Source organism: Streptomyces ossamyceticus (assembly GCF_001418475.1).
GTDB lineage: Bacteria > Actinomycetota > Actinomycetes > Streptomycetales > Streptomycetaceae > Streptomyces > Streptomyces ossamyceticus.
Genome location: NZ_LIQX01000723.1, coordinates 1 through 14,125 on the forward strand (window position 1 = coordinate 1; position 14,125 = coordinate 14,125).

General features: G+C 71.5%; 10 protein-coding genes and 1 pseudogene. 8 read left to right on the forward strand and 3 right to left on the reverse strand.

What is annotated here, in order from left to right:
• Positions 1–180: 180 nt before the first annotated feature.
• The 4 genes and pseudogenes from asnB to AOK15_RS48660 form a co-directional block, all read left to right on the forward strand.
• Positions 181–1,932, forward strand: a complete 1,752-nt coding sequence (asnB, locus tag AOK15_RS37475) for an asparagine synthase (glutamine-hydrolyzing) (RefSeq protein WP_055523186.1) — start codon at positions 181–183, stop codon at positions 1,930–1,932.
• A 79-nt stretch (positions 1,933–2,011) separates the two neighbouring features.
• Positions 2,012–2,644, forward strand: a complete 633-nt coding sequence (locus AOK15_RS37480) for a histidine phosphatase family protein (RefSeq protein WP_055523188.1) — start codon at positions 2,012–2,014, stop codon at positions 2,642–2,644.
• A 172-nt stretch (positions 2,645–2,816) separates the two neighbouring features.
• Positions 2,817–3,410: a 3'-5' exonuclease gene (locus AOK15_RS37485; protein WP_055523190.1), complete on the forward strand. Its 594-nt coding sequence runs from the start codon at positions 2,817–2,819 to the stop codon at positions 3,408–3,410.
• 131 nt (positions 3,411–3,541) lie between these two features.
• Positions 3,542–3,886: pseudogene (locus AOK15_RS48660) on the forward strand (response regulator transcription factor); the annotation flags it as partial.
• Between the two features lie 218 nt (positions 3,887–4,104).
• On the opposite strand, the gene AOK15_RS37500 reads toward AOK15_RS48660, so the two are convergent.
• Together AOK15_RS37500 and AOK15_RS37505 are read right to left on the reverse strand one after the other, a co-directional pair.
• On the reverse strand, positions 4,105–4,593 hold the full coding sequence (locus AOK15_RS37500; RefSeq protein WP_055523206.1) for a GNAT family N-acetyltransferase: 489 nt from the start codon (positions 4,591–4,593) through the stop codon (positions 4,105–4,107).
• A gap of 374 nt (positions 4,594–4,967) precedes the next feature.
• Complete coding sequence (locus AOK15_RS37505) at positions 4,968–5,603, reverse strand: TetR/AcrR family transcriptional regulator (protein WP_055523196.1); 636 nt, start codon at positions 5,601–5,603, stop codon at positions 4,968–4,970.
• 143 nt (positions 5,604–5,746) lie between these two features.
• Between AOK15_RS37505 and AOK15_RS37510 the strand changes: the two genes are divergently transcribed.
• From AOK15_RS37510 to AOK15_RS37525, 4 genes are read left to right on the forward strand one after another with little or no spacing between them, the layout of a single operon-like run.
• Entirely contained in the window at positions 5,747–6,892 is a 1,146-nt protein-coding gene (locus AOK15_RS37510; protein WP_055523197.1) for a VOC family protein, read from the forward strand.
• Complete coding sequence (locus tag AOK15_RS37515; RefSeq protein ID WP_055523200.1) at positions 6,889–7,914, forward strand: fumarylacetoacetate hydrolase family protein; 1,026 nt, start codon at positions 6,889–6,891, stop codon at positions 7,912–7,914. Before AOK15_RS37510 ends, AOK15_RS37515 begins: the two co-directional genes overlap by 4 nt.
• Positions 7,915–7,921: 7 nt before the next feature.
• Entirely contained in the window at positions 7,922–9,526 is a 1,605-nt protein-coding gene (gene mhpA, locus AOK15_RS37520; RefSeq protein WP_055523202.1) for a bifunctional 3-(3-hydroxy-phenyl)propionate/3-hydroxycinnamic acid hydroxylase MhpA, read from the forward strand.
• A complete protein-coding gene (locus AOK15_RS37525) occupies positions 9,523–11,514 on the forward strand; it encodes an acetoacetate--CoA ligase (RefSeq protein WP_055523204.1) in 1,992 nt (663 codons plus the stop codon). The genes mhpA and AOK15_RS37525 overlap by 4 nt, the downstream gene beginning before the upstream one ends.
• 365 nt (positions 11,515–11,879) lie before the next feature.
• On the opposite strand, the gene AOK15_RS37530 is transcribed toward AOK15_RS37525, so the two are convergent.
• The gene (locus AOK15_RS37530; protein WP_205632292.1) at positions 11,880–14,006 is read right to left on the reverse strand and encodes a glycoside hydrolase family 2 protein; all 2,127 of its coding nucleotides are present in this window, start codon (positions 14,004–14,006) and stop codon (positions 11,880–11,882) included.
• Between the last annotated feature and the right edge of the window lie 119 nt (positions 14,007–14,125).

Below are 14,125 nucleotides of genomic sequence, written 5' to 3' on the forward strand. Positions count from 1 at the left end.
GCGGCGATGACGCAGCGCCGCGCCGTCGGCCACACGCTGCCGCTGCGCAGCTGGGCCGAGGGCCGCGTCGCCCCCTCCGGAGAGGACAACAAGTCCGCCTGAGGGCCAGCTTGTTCAGGCTTGCCCCCGCACGTCATCGTCCCCGCCCGGCCCCCACGTCAGCTCCAAGGAGACCCGCTCGTGTGCCGCATCTACGGCTACTTCGGCGCCGACCTCGGCCCCGCCGCGCTGGACCGGGCCCGTGACGCCCAACTGCCGGGCGGCCCCGACCAGCAGGACCGGGTGCTCGGTGACGGGTGGGGCCTCGGCTGCAACCGCCTGTCGATCCAGGACCCGGCCCACGGCCGGCAGCCGTTCACCAACGCCGACGGCACGATCGGCCTCGTCTTCAACGGCGAGATCTACAACTTCCGCGCCCTGCGCGACGAACTCGCCGCGCACGGAGTGACCGTGGAGGGCGACTCGGACGGCTCGGTCCTGCTGCCCTGCTACGAGTTGTACGGCGACGACTTCGTCGACCGGCTCGAAGGGATGTACGCGATCGCCGTGGTGGACCTGCGGGCGGGGCGGCGGCTGCGCCTGTGGTGCGACCCGCTCGCCGTCAAGAGTCTGTACTACCGGATCACGGACGACGGTGTCGTCTTCTCCTCCGAACTCGACGGCCTGACCGCGCAGTGCGGAGCGGCCCTCCCGCTGGACCCGGCAGCGGTGGACCACTATCTGAACTGGCAGTGCCTGCCCGGCGGCGCGACCTGGTACCGGGGCGTGGGCACCCTCCGGCCCGGCGAGCGCCTGGAGCACGACGGCCGGCGCGCCCTTCTGCGCGCGGCACCCGCTCCCGCTCCGGTGACGCCCGACGGGACTCACGGGCCCCGGGCCCTGCGCGAGCTGCTCGACCGGGAGACGGCTCGTATGTGCCTCCAGGAGTCACCGGTGGCCCTCCAGCTGTCGGGCGGCCTCGACTCGGCGATCCTGGCGGGCCTGCTGTCCGCCCACCGGTCCGACGTCACCGGCTTCCATGTCACCCATGAGGGCACACACGACTCCGACGAGGAGCGGTACGCGCGCGTGGCCGCCGCGCACGCGGGCATTCCCCTGGAGGTCGTGGAGGTGCGCGAGGCGGAGGTGCCCGACCTGCTGCCGGCCATGGTGCGCGCGCTGGGCACGCCCAACGCCACTCCGCACGCCCTGAGCGCGTACGTGCTGTTCCGGGAGATCTCCGCCGCCGGGTTCCGGGTGTGCTTCGTCGGTGACGGGGCCGACGAGCAGTTCGGCGGCTACCGCCGCTACAGCACCGCCCTGGCCGCGACGGACGACGCCTGGCGCGAGCGCTACCTGGACCGCCTCTCCCTGATTCCCCACGCCGAGTACCGCGGCCTGTACACGCCCGACTACCGGGCACTGGTCGACGAGCACGGCGGCAGCCGCCGGCAGGCGCGGGAGCTGCTGGACCGGGCCGCGCCCTCGCGCCTGGAGCAGATGCTGACGTTCGACCGGCTGCACAAGCTGCCCGCTCTGAACCTGCGCAAGCTCGACCACCTGTCCATGGCCCACTCGGTCGAGGGCCGGGTGCCCTACTGCCAGCCGGAGGTGACCGCCTTCGCCCGCCGTACCCCCGACCCGGCCAAGATCGACGGCGACCGACGCAAGGGAGTCCTGTGGGACGCGGGCAGCGGCCTCGTCCCGGCGGAGGTCCGCAGCCGGGCCAAGCAGCCCTTCACCTTCCCCGTCGCCCACTTCCTGCGTCCGGGCGGGAAGCTGTGGGAGTTCACCACCGACATCCTGACCCGGCCGCGCCTGTGCACGGCCGGCTATCTGAACGAGACAGCCGTCCGCGACGTGCTCACCGCCCACGCGGCGGGCCACGACCGGGCGAGACTGCTGTGGGGCCTGATGGTGCTGGAACTGTCCTTCCCCGGCACGTCCGCCTGACCGCCCTGCGGTACCGTCCCGCGAGTCGCGGGCCCGATCGGGCCCGTCACGCCATGTCCCAGCAGAAAGGCACACCACGGTGCGCAACGTCTATGTCGTCACCCACCCCGAGGCGAGTCATCACGTCGACGGGCTGGTCGGCGGCTGGCACGACTCCGACCTCACCGCGCAGGGCCGGAAGGACGCCGCGGCGATCGCCCGCGCGCTGCGCGACAGCATCCCCTCCGGTGCGGACGTCGACGTCATCTCCTCCGACCTCCTTCGCACCCGCAGCACGGCCGAGGAGATCGCCGGGCAGTTCGACGTCACTCCCGTCTGGGACGCCCGGCTGCGTGAGAAGTCCTACGGCGAGGCGGAGGGCCGCCCTCAGGAGTGGCTGGACAAGCGTTTCCTGCCGCCCCCGGCGACGGGCAACCGGATGGACCACCACGAGGGCGTCGAGGGCGCGGAGACCAAGACGGCCTTCGCGACGCGTGTCTACGCCGCGATGGACGACGTCCTGCGTCTCGACGCCGAGCACCAGATCGTCGTCACGCACGGCTTCGCGCTGACCTTCGTGGTCGCGGCCTGGTCCCGGCTCCCCGTCGAGTCGCTCGGCTACCTCAACTTCCGCGCACCGTCCGGCAGCATCACCCACCTCCGCGAGGACGACTTCTTCCACAACCGTCAACTCGTCCACCTCGGCGACACCCGCCACCTGGCCACGGCCTGACACCACCGCGACGAGCCCCTGCGCGGGCCGCGTGAACCGGGTGCCTGACGCGGCCCCGGTCACCGAAGCGGCCTCACGCCCCGGATCCGCACAGCACCCCGGCGCCACAGCGTTCCGCCCCGGTCCGGAAATTGAGGTGCCGGAGCCGGGGCGCTTTCCTACCCTCGGCCCCATGAGCCACGGACCCTCCCTGCTGAACGTCATCGATGTCGAAGCCACCTGCTGGGACGGACAGCCGCCGCCCGGTTCTGTGAACGAGATCATCGAGATCGGTCTCACCGTCGTGGACGTGTCGGCAGCGCGCCGCGTGTCCCGCCATCGTGTCCTGGTCCGGCCTGTCCGGTCGAAGGTGAGCGACTTCTGCACCGAACTGACCGGGCTGACGCAGGCCGAGGTGGAACGGGGCGTCTCCTTCGCCGACGCATGCCGGATCCTCGTCGAGGAGTACGGGGCCGGGGAGCGCCCCTGGGCGAGCTGGGGCGAGTACGACCGTCGGCAGTTCGCCCGGCAGAGTCAGGCGGACGGGGTGGCCTACCCGTTCGGCTATCCGACCGAGCGCACCCACACCAACGCCAAGGCCGTGTTCACCGCGGCCCACGGGCTCCGCAGGAAACCCGGCATGGCCCAGGCACTGCGGATGGCCGGACTGCCACTCGAGGGACGCCATCACCGGGGAGAGGACGACGCGTGGAACATCGCCGCGCTCGTCCTCGATCTGCTGGGCCGCGGGGCATGGCCGGTCACGGCCCAGGTCGCTGACGTCTGAGTCATACCTGAGGTGTACGGGTGATCGTCGGCGAGTGGAACCGGGGTACCAGTCGGGCGGCGAAGTATCCCCCGCGGTCCCACGGTCCGGGCCGGCCGCGCTCCTGACGTCGACTGCACAGGCCGCGGCGCTCGCCCCGCCTCACCCGCCGCCTCCTGGACGCCTACACCCACCGGGTCCTGGCCCCCGCGGACACCCCGGCCGCCGAGGACCCCCGGCCGCGGGCCCTCACCGACCGCGAACGCGAGGTTCTCGTCGCCATCGGCCAGGGCTGGACCAACACCGAGATCGCCGAGCGCCTCGTCCTGACCGAATCCACCGTCAAGAAGCACGTGGGCCGCGTCCTTGCCAAGATCGGCGCCCGCGACCGCATCCAGGCCGTGATCACCGCCTACGACACCGGACTGGTCAGACCCAAGCCATGGCCGGTCCCCGCACCCGGCCTACCCCCGGCCGGGCCGCGGCCGCGATCATGACCTGCTGCACCGCTCCGGCGTGATCGGCATGGCCACCGCGATCGCCGGCGCAGCCACCGCGGACGGCGCGATCCTCTTCGCGCCCGCCTCAAGCGCTCTTCCGAGCCGGTTCGACGTGACGCTGCCGTGTCCGCCGTGGGACCTCCTGCCACGAGGCCGAGCCGCTGCCCCGCCCACCGGCACCCGGCACCCGGCACCCGGCACCCGGCACCCCATGCTCAGCCCGTAGGAATGCGGAACTCGAATTCGGGGCGGTCCCACGGCACGGCGGGCGGGTTCGCGAACGCGGTCCCTGTCCGCACCGCGCCGACCCGATGGTAGAAGCCCTCGGAGAGAACATGCGACACGACCTTGAGGCGGTCGATCCCGGCGGCGCGGGCCTCGGCCCGCATGTGCGCGACGAGCAACCGTCCGATACCCCGTCCCTGCACGTCGTCGGCGACGAACAGCAGGTCGAGTTCCGGTGGAGCGAGGACGAGGGAGTAGAACCCGAGGACCCTGCCCCCGTCGTCGTCGGCGCCGACAGCCGCAAAGGTGCGGTGGGCCTCGATGTAATCAGCCCCGACCCGGTAGCCCGCGACCGCGGCCGCGTACTTGCCCTCGTAGGCCCCTGAACCACGCACGAGCCGCGTGAGCCGCTTGGCGTCCCCCGCGACCGCCCTCCGGATCATGATCGGCCGCCTACCGGGAGCATCACGTGAACTCATCGGGAGAGTATCGCTCACCGGAAAGCGCCTTCATGCGGCGGGCCGACCGCTCCCGCACCGCTCCGGGGAAACCCGAGGGCGCCGGCCTCTGCGGCCCGGGCGACCGGCGACCGTATGGGCCGCCGAACTCGACGTCCGACGGTTCGGCGGCGAGGCCCTCGGCGATGCCCTTGAACACAGCCAGGTCGGCGGCGCTGTCACGAGCTCGGAAGGCGGCTCGCGGGCACGGTGTTCGGCGTGCCGGTGGACCGCACGGCCACCACGGCTTCCCGCAGACCGGCGGGTCGACCGGCCTGAGCCGGGGTGGCTGCCCCACGCCGCACGCGGCCCCCCGCCCGGTCACGGAAGGTGCCCTTCCCGTGGTGCGGACCTGGTCAGCCCAGGTCGGGCAGGGGGCGCCGGGCGACCTCGTGGGCGTCGTCCGGTGGGACGCCCAGCATCCGCAGGACCATCTCGGCGAGGTTCACCGCGGCCTCGTCCCCGTCCAGGTCGGGGCGGGCGAACCTCAGCTCCACCAGGGACAGCAGGGTCCCGCCCAGCGCGGACAGGGCCACGACCGGCTCGACGGCCGTGAAGCGGCCGGATGCGAGGCCGGCCCGGAGGTCGCGCAGAGCCCGCCGGGCCAGGCCGTTGTCCGAGTAGAGGTGGCCGAGGCCACGGCGGCGCAGGACCTGCATCAGCTCCGGTTGGGACTCGGCCATACGGGCGCTGAGCCGGAAGCCGGCCGCGACCAGTTCCGCGGGGTCGTCGATCCCGGTCAGTCGCTCGTCGAAGGTCCGGCCGAACTCCTCCAGGGCGTCCGTCACCGCCGCTTCGAACAGCTCCGTCTTGGACTCGAAGTGGTTGTAGAAGGAGCCGAAGCCGACGTCCGCGCGCTCGGCGATCACCTGGATGCTGGCGCTGGTGTCCCCGGTTTCGGCGAGTATCTGCCGGGCCGCGCGGACGAGCGCCCTGCGGGTCTCGGCGCGGCGCCGTTCGAACCGGTTGCTGGGCGGGGCTGACGTGGGCATGGGCCGAGTGTAGCCGCGGAAACCACTATCACCACAGTTCTGATGAGATCCTCATCTCTAGATGGCTGACCTATTGACGAGCACTCTGTCAGTAATGATGATTTCCTCATTATGGGTTATGGCAATGCTGCTCGGAGGGCACCATGTCTGAAACACGCGCGGCCCGTAGCGCCGTCGCGACGCCCCACCAGGACCTTCACAGCGAGCGGGGCGCCCTGCGCGGCGAACATCCCGGCCGCTCCCGGAACCCCGTGATCAAGGTGGCGGACCTGGCCTGGCTGGAGTTCGAGAAGCCCGACCTGGACCGGGCGGAGGTCTTCGCCCGCGACTTCGGCTTCGGTGTCGCCGCCCGCACGGAGAGCGAGCTGTGGCTGAGGGGCACCTTCGCCGGCTCGCCCTGCATGGTGATCCGGCGCGGTCGTACGTCCCGTTTCATCGGCCCGGTGTTCCGGGCGGCCGAGCGCTCCGACCTGGACCGGCTGGCACGGGCGACCGGGACTGCCGTACGGGACGCGGACGTGCCCGGCGGCGGCCAGGTCGTCGATCTGCTCGATCCGTCCGGCTTCCCGGTGCGGGTGGTGCACTGCGTCGAACAGCTCCCCGAACTGCCGGGGCAGCGCCCGCTGCTCCTCAACTTCGGCACGGATCACCGCCGTACGAATGTCACGCAGCGCCCGCCGCGGGAGCCGTCCCGGATCCAGCGGCTGGGTCATGTGGTGCTGGAGACACGGGTGTTCGCCCGCGCCCTGGACTGGTATCTGGACACGCTCGGGATGATCGTGTCCGACTTCCTGTTCCTGGACGGGCAGCGCGGGCGCGGTCCGACGATGGCGTTCATCCGCTGCGACCTGGGCGGCGTGCCCGCCGACCACCACACGCTGGCGATGCACCTGGGACCGGGGACCGGGTACGTCCACTCCGCTTACCAGGTCACCGACCTGGACTCGATCGCGGCCGGCGGCGAGTACCTGGCCGAGCGCGGCTACCGGCGCAGCTGGGGCATCGGCCGGCACATCCAGGGCAGCCAGCTCTTCGACTACTGGCGCGACCCCGACCACTTCATGCTGGAGCACTTCGCGGACGGCGACCTGTTCTCCAGCGACGTCGAGCCCGGCTGGGCGCCGATGTCGGCGAGCGGGCTGGCCCAGTGGGGCCCGCCGGCCACCCGTGACTTCCTGGGCGCGAGCCCGTCCCCCGCCAAGGTCCGCGAGGTGCTGCACGCCCTGCGCGGAGACAACGAACTGGACGTCGAACGTCTGCTGGGCCTGATGAAAGCGATGAACTCATGAGCACCAACGTCCTGCGCACCGCCGAGGGCTGGTGGGTAGTCCTCCCCCAAGCTCTCGACTCCGCTCAAACAGGGGGGACCCCCACCGGGCGTGCCGTCCGCGTCGACACCAAGGCCGTCACCACCGCCGAACTGATCGCCGACCTCCCCCACGCTCGGCTTCGCTCGCGCGGGGGCACCCCCATCGCCGTACGCGAGGCGGCCCTGTCCGGTGAGGTGGGCACGCCCGTCTCCGAGCTGGCGGTGCTCTCGCCGGTCACCACGCCCTGCCGGGTGGTCGCCCAGATGGTCAACTACCGCAGTCACGCCCGCGATTCGGGCTTCACCGGCGACATCCCGCCCGCCTTCTTCCGCAAGGCGTCCGGCTCGGTCAGCGGCCCGGCCGAGACCATCGTCCGCCCCACCCATGTGAAGTTCCTCGACTACGAGATCGAACTCGGCCTGGTCATGGGGGCACCGCTGCCCATCGGCACCGTGGTCGAGGAGAAGGACCTGCCGTCGTACGTCGCCGGTCTCGTCATCACCAACGACGTCAGCGCCCGTGAGGTCCAGCTGACGAAGACGCAGTTCTACGAGAGCAAGTCGTACCCGACCTTCACGCCCGCCGGACCCTACCTGGCCCTGCTGGAGCCGGAGGACTTCGCCCACCTTCTCGACCTGCGGCTGAGGCTGTCCGTCAACGGCGAACCACGCCAGGACCGCACCCTCGCCGACATGATCGTCCGCCCGGCGCAGGCCCTCACCCTGCTGGCCCGCTTCCAGACCCTCGACCCCGGCGACCTGCTCCTCACCGGCACCCCCGGCGGTACGGCCCTCAAGGCGCCGCCGAAGCCGGTGGAGAAGATCGGCGCCCTGCTGCCGCCCTCGGTGAAGTGGAAGGCGTTCTTCAAGTCCCAGGCCAGGAACCCCCACTACCTGCGGCACGGCGATGTCGTCACCGCCTCCATCGCCACCCCGGACGGCCGGATCGACCTGGGCGAGCAGCGCACGCCCGTGGCCGACGCGCACGGAGAGCAGAGGTGAGCCGCACATGACCGTCGAGCACGACACGACGGACGTACCCGTGGTGATCGTCGGCGCCGGACCGGTGGGCGTGACCGCCGCCCTGCTGCTCGCCCGGCGCGGGGTGCGTACCGTCGTCCTCGAACGCCACCACGACGTCTATCCCCTCCCCCGGGCCGTCGCCACCGACGACGAGGTCCGCAGGATCCTCCAGACCGCCGGGATCGCCGAGGAGTTCGCCGCCGTCGCCCGTCCCGCGCGCGGCCTCCGGTTGCTGGACGCCCGGCACCGGGTGATCGCCGAGTTCCGGCGGTCCCCGCACGGCCACCACGGCTTCCCGCAGACCAGCATGTTCGACCAGCCCGAGCTGGAGCGGTTGCTGCGCGAGGCACTCGCCCTTCGCCCGGAGTGCGAGCTGCGGAGCGGGGTCGAGGTGACGGCGGTCGAGCAGCCCGCCGACGGACCGGTCCGTGTCACCTACCGCGACGACGACGGCGAGCACCTGCTGCTCGCGGACGCCGTCCTCGGCTGCGACGGCGCGGGCAGCCTCACCCGCGACGCGATCGGCGCGGGGTGGGAGGACCTGCGCTTCGAGGAGGAGTGGACCGTCATCGACGTGACGACGAAGGTCCCCGTCCGCTGCTGGGAAGGCGTCGACCAGGTCTGTGACCCGCACCGCCCGTCGACGTTCATGCGCGTCGGCGAGGACCGCTACCGCTGGGAGTTCCGGCTCCGTGCGGGGGAAAGCCTCGACGGCCCCGACGGGTGGGAGCGGCTGCGGGAGCTGGTCGCCCCCTGGGTGGACATCTCCCACCTCTCCCCTGTCGACGACTTCCACGTCATCCGGCAGGCCCGGTACACCTTCCGGGCCCGCGTCGCCGACCGCTGGCGTCTGGGCCGCGTCTTCCTCCTCGGCGACGCCGCCCACCTCACCCCGCCCTTCGTCGGACAGGGCCTGTGCTCGGGACTGCGCGACGCCCACAACCTGACCTGGAAACTCGCCCGTGTCCTCCAACAAGGCGCCGGCGAAGGGCTGTTGGACACCTACGAGCGGGAACGCAAGCCCCACGCCCGTCAGGTGATCCGCCTCGCGGTCGCCACCGGCTGGGCCATGACCGGCGGCCAGGACCGGGCGGCCGCCCTACGCCGTACCGCCGTCGCCGCGGCCTGCCGCATCCCCGGGGTGACGGGCAGGGCGAGCCGGGATCTCGGCCGTCCGCTCCGCGTCGGTCCGCTCGTACGCCGCGGCCGGCTCGGCGGCACGATCTGCCCACAGCCCCGGGTGACGACCGAGGACGGACGTCGGGGCCGTCTCGACGATGTCCTCGGCGACTCCTTCGCCGTGCTGACGGCGGTGCCGCTGCCGCCCTCCCTGCGCGCCCTCACCGACGGACTCGGCGCCCGGGTCGTCGATGTGCACGAAGTCGGCGACGACGGAACCCTCGCCGCCTGGCTCCGTGCGGGCCGTGCCGACGCCGTCCTGCTGCGCCCCGATCGCGTCGTGCTGGACGTCGTTCCGGCGGGCGGCGGCGACTTCACCGACACCGTCGCCTGGGCGCCCCTGCTGTGCACCACTCACGGGCCCGTCGCACAGCCCGTATCCGCACCCCCGTCGAGGAGTTCCGCGCGATGACCACGCCGCACGCCCACCCCTTCTGGACTCCGGCCCCGGAGACCGCCGCACGCAGCCGGATCGCCGACTTCGGCCGCTGGGCCGCCCGGCGCCGGGGCTTCGAGGCCGACCTCGCCGACTACTCCGCCCTGCACCGCTGGTCGGTCACCGACCTGGAGGGCTTCTGGGGCGCGGTCTGGGAGTACTTCGACATCGACGCGGAGACCCCGTACGAGCGGGTCCTGGCCGAGGAGACCATGCCCGGCGCCCGCTGGTTCACCGGCGCCACCCTCAACTACGCCCACCACGTCCTGCGCGATCTCACGGACGACGCCCCGGCGATCGTCGCCCTCGACGAGACGGGCGCCGGGTACGAGGTGACCGGGGGCCGGCTGCGTTCCCAGGTCGCCTCGGTCGCCGCTACCCTGCGCGAGCTGGGCGTCGGGAAGGGCGACCGCGTCGTCGGCTATCTGCCCAACACCCCGCACGCGATCGTCGCGTTCCTGGCCGCGGCAAGTCTGGGCGCCGTGTGGTCGGTGTGCGGACAGGACTACGCCCCCCGGGCCGCCGCCGACCGTTTCGCCCAGCTCGAACCCACCGTGCTGATCGCCACCGACGGCTACCTGTTCAACGGCACCGCGCACGACCGCCGGGAGGCCACCCTCGAACTGGCGCGCGCCCTGCCGACGTTGAAGGCGACCGTGCTGGTCGACCATGTGGGCCTGCCGGGGCTCTCGGCCACCTACCCGTCGCTGGTCCTCCCGTGGGAGGAGACGGCGACGCGCACCGAGGAACTGACGTGTACGCCCGTGCCGTTCGACCACCCCCTCTGGGTCGTCTTCTCCTCCGGCACGACGGGTCTGCCCAAGGGCATCGTCCACGGCCACGGGGGTGTGCTCCTTGAGCACCTCAAGACCCTTGCCCTCCAGTCCGACCTGGGTCCCGGCGACCGCCTCCTGTGGTACACCACCACCCACTGGATGATGTGGAACCTCGTCGTCTCCACCCTCCTGACCGGCGCCACGACCTGCACGTACGACGGCAGTCCGGCGCTGCTCACCCAGCCGGACATCCTCTGGGAGCTGGCGGCCCGCCACCGCGTCACCCTCTTCGGGACCAGCCCCCAGTACCTGCTGGGCATGGCCAAGTTCGGCGTCGACCCGTCCGTCCACGACCTGTCGGCGATCCGTGCCGTGGGCTGCACCGGCTCCGCCCTTCCGGCCTCCGCCCACCCCTGGGTCCGCGACCACGTCGGCGAGCGGGTCCAGCTCGTGTCCATCAGCGGCGGCACGGACGTCGTGTCCGGCTTCGCCGGCGGGGCCCCCACGCTGCCGGTGTGGGCGGGTGAACTCTCCGCGCCCTGTCTGGGTGTGGCACTGGCCGCGTACGACGCGGAGGGCCGGCCGGTCACCGACCAGGTCGGGGAACTGGTCGTCACCCGCCCGATGCCGTCCATGCCGCTGTCCTTCTGGAACGACCCCGACGGGGCCCGCTATCGGGAGGCGTACTTCTCCAGCTACCCCGGAGTATGGCGGCACGGCGACTGGATCACCCTCACCTCCCACTGCTCGGTGATCGTCCACGGCCGCTCCGACTCCACGCTCAACCGCAACGGCGTACGCCTGGGCAGCGCCGACATCCACGACGTCGTCGAACGCCTTCCCGAGATCACCGAAGCGCTGGTCATCGGGGCGGAGGAGCCGGACGGCGGCTACTGGATGCCCCTGTTCGTGGTCCTCGCGGCCGGCGCCGTTCTGGACGACGTGCTGCGCGACCGCATCCGCGAGGCCATCCGCACCGGCGTCTCACCCCGCCATGTGCCCGACGAGATCATCGACGTGCCGGGGATCCCGCACACCCGCACCGGAAAGAAGCTCGAGGTCCCGGTCAAACGCCTGCTCCAGGGCGCCCCGGTCGAGCAGGTCGTCAATCCGGCCACCGTGGACCACCCCGACCTCATCGACCACTACGCCCGCCTCGGCGCCGAACGACGTGCCCGGAGGGTCTGATAGCTCCGGCCGCCCTGACATCGCCCCCGCCCGGCATGGCAACGGCCGCATCGGGCCTGATCCTGGCGGGCTTCGGCATCGGCCTGAGCGGTGCCGTCGGCACGACGGCCATCACCGGCTCCCTCGGCCGGGGCAGCAGGGCGTCGCTCGGCAGTCGCCGGCCTCCACGTCGCCGACCGGCTCGGCGCCCGGGGCACGGCCCTCGCCGACGGCGTCAGGAGCGCCTTCATGGAAGGTCTGTCCGCTTCCCTGATCACCGCCCTGCTGCGCGCCCCGAAAACACCGCCAACGGCCGGCTGACCCGAGCGGCGGCAGGGGCAGCCTGTTCCGCTTGTCGGAGCGGCCTCTGTCGAAGGGCCGGGTTCTCAGCCGAGTGTCCAGTTGACACTGTCGGTGTAGGTGGAGCCGTTGATGGTCGCGGTGACCGTCACGGTGTTCTGTCCAGGTCTCAAGGTGATGCCGGGCCATCTGAAGATACGGTCGCCGCTGCTCAGCGTTCCCAGGGAGGTGCCGTTGAGGGTGGCGGTGACCTGGCTGGCGTTGGAGTAGACCTTCAGCTCGGTGGCGGCGTCGGTTCGCTGTGTCCAGCGACGGCTGGTGATGTAAAGGGTGGGAGTGCTAGCCCAGTTGGCCTTGTACCAGTAGAAGGCGTCCTTGCGGATCTGCCGGTCGCGGGTGACCAGGCCCTTGTCGTTGATGCCGGGCCGGCCCCCCTCGTTGCGGCCGTCGGAGGGGAAGTCGAACATGGCCCAGACGAACGTGCCCCAGATGAAGGGACGCTCGGCGAGCTGCTTCCAGGCCGCTTCGTGGAACAGCGACTGGTACTCCTCGGGGTGCCAGGATCCACCCGGAGCCGGCTTCGGCGGGTCGAGTTCGTGCTGGATGGTGCTCGCGCCGACGCCGTACTCCGACATGGCGATCCTGCGGGACGGGGAGGTCGCGTGCACGTTGTCGGCCCACGCACCGAGGTCACCGTCCTTCGACCCGTAGTACCAGCCGTAGTACTTGTTGAACCCCGTGGTCCGCGTGTGCAGCCCCGCCTGCGCGTTGTCGGGGTCCTCGCCGCGCACGGCGTAGGTGGAGAGGCGGTCCGGATCCTCGGCTTCGACGATGTCGGCCAGTGCCGCGAGCAGCTTGTTCGTGGCCGTGCCGTTGTAGTCGATCTGCTCGTTGCCGATGCCCCAGAAGGCGATCGAGGGGTGGTTGTAGTTCTGCCGGATCAGTTCCCGCAGCTGGTTCTGGGTGCTGGTGGTGAAGGCGGCCGAGTCCGTGACGAGGTCGACCAGGGGGATCTCCGCCCAGACGACCATGCCGCGTTCGTCGGCGAGGTTGTAGTCCTTCTGGTCGTGCTGGTAGTGCGCCATCCGGACGGCGTTGGCGCCGATCTCGCCGATGAGGTCGAAGTCCTGCGTGTGATCGGCGTCGGACATCGCCCAGCCCTTGCCGGCCCGGTCCTGGTGCAGGTTGACGCCGTGCAGGTGCACGTGGCTGCCGTTGAGGCGGAAGCCCGTGTCGGCGTCGACGGCGATGGAGCGAAGACCCAGGCGTTCGGTCACCACGTCAGTGATCCTGTCCCCACCCCCGGTGACGTCATGGATCTCGACGCCGGCGTGGTGGAGGTAGGGGTCGGCCAGGCCGTTCCACAGGTGCGGGTCGCTGATCTGGAGGGTCTGCTCGACCTCCGCGCCGGTGGCCGCGGGGACGGTCCGCGCGGCGCTGCTCGTGTCCGCGACGACGGTCCCGCTCTTGTCCGCGATGACCGTGCGGACGACCACCGATCTGGTGGTGGTGCTGTCGTTCCACAGCTTCGTCGTGACGGTCACCGTGGCCGAGGCCGGGGACACGTCGCTCTGTCGCAGGTAGACGCCGGGGCCGGCGTAGTCCGTCATCCGGACGTGGAGGTCGTCGACGGCCCACAGGCTCACGTTGCGGTAGATGCCGCCCTGGAAGGTGTAGTCCGCGCTCAACGGGGCGATGTCGGTGTCACGGGCGTTGGTCACCTTCACCGCGATCACGTTGTCCCCGCCGGGGACGAGCACGGCCGTGGCGTCGAACCTGAAGCGGGAGTACCCGCCCTTGTGCTGCCCGAGGTACGTGCCGTTGACCCAGACGTCGGCGACCTGGTTGACCCCGGCGAACTGCAGGTACAGCCGCTTCCCTGCCAGTTCGGACGGCACGGTGTAGTGGCGGCGGTACCAGCCCACTCCCCGGTAGTAGTTGTTACCGCCGTCGGCACCGTCGGCGGCGTTCCAGGTGTGGGGGGTGGTGACCGATGTCCATCCGGAGTCGTTGAACGCAGGTGTCTGCGCGCCTGCGACGTCCGATCTGATGAATCGCCACCCGCTGTTGAGGTGGATCCACACACGCGGATCAGGTGCGGTGTACGTCGTGGCGGCGGACGCGGAACCGGCGGGCGGAATCACCGCCAGCGAGGCCAGTACTCCCGCGGCCGCCCCGCCGAGCACCTGTCGGCGGCTGGGTGAACCTGTCATGTCAGAACTCACTTCCGTGGAGTCGGAACAGGAAATTTCCGCGGCGCGGCGTTGCGCCCACGCCCATGGCGGGCCGGGCGGCACCCTGATCGGGCTGACGGCCCGCCACCGGCGTGGGC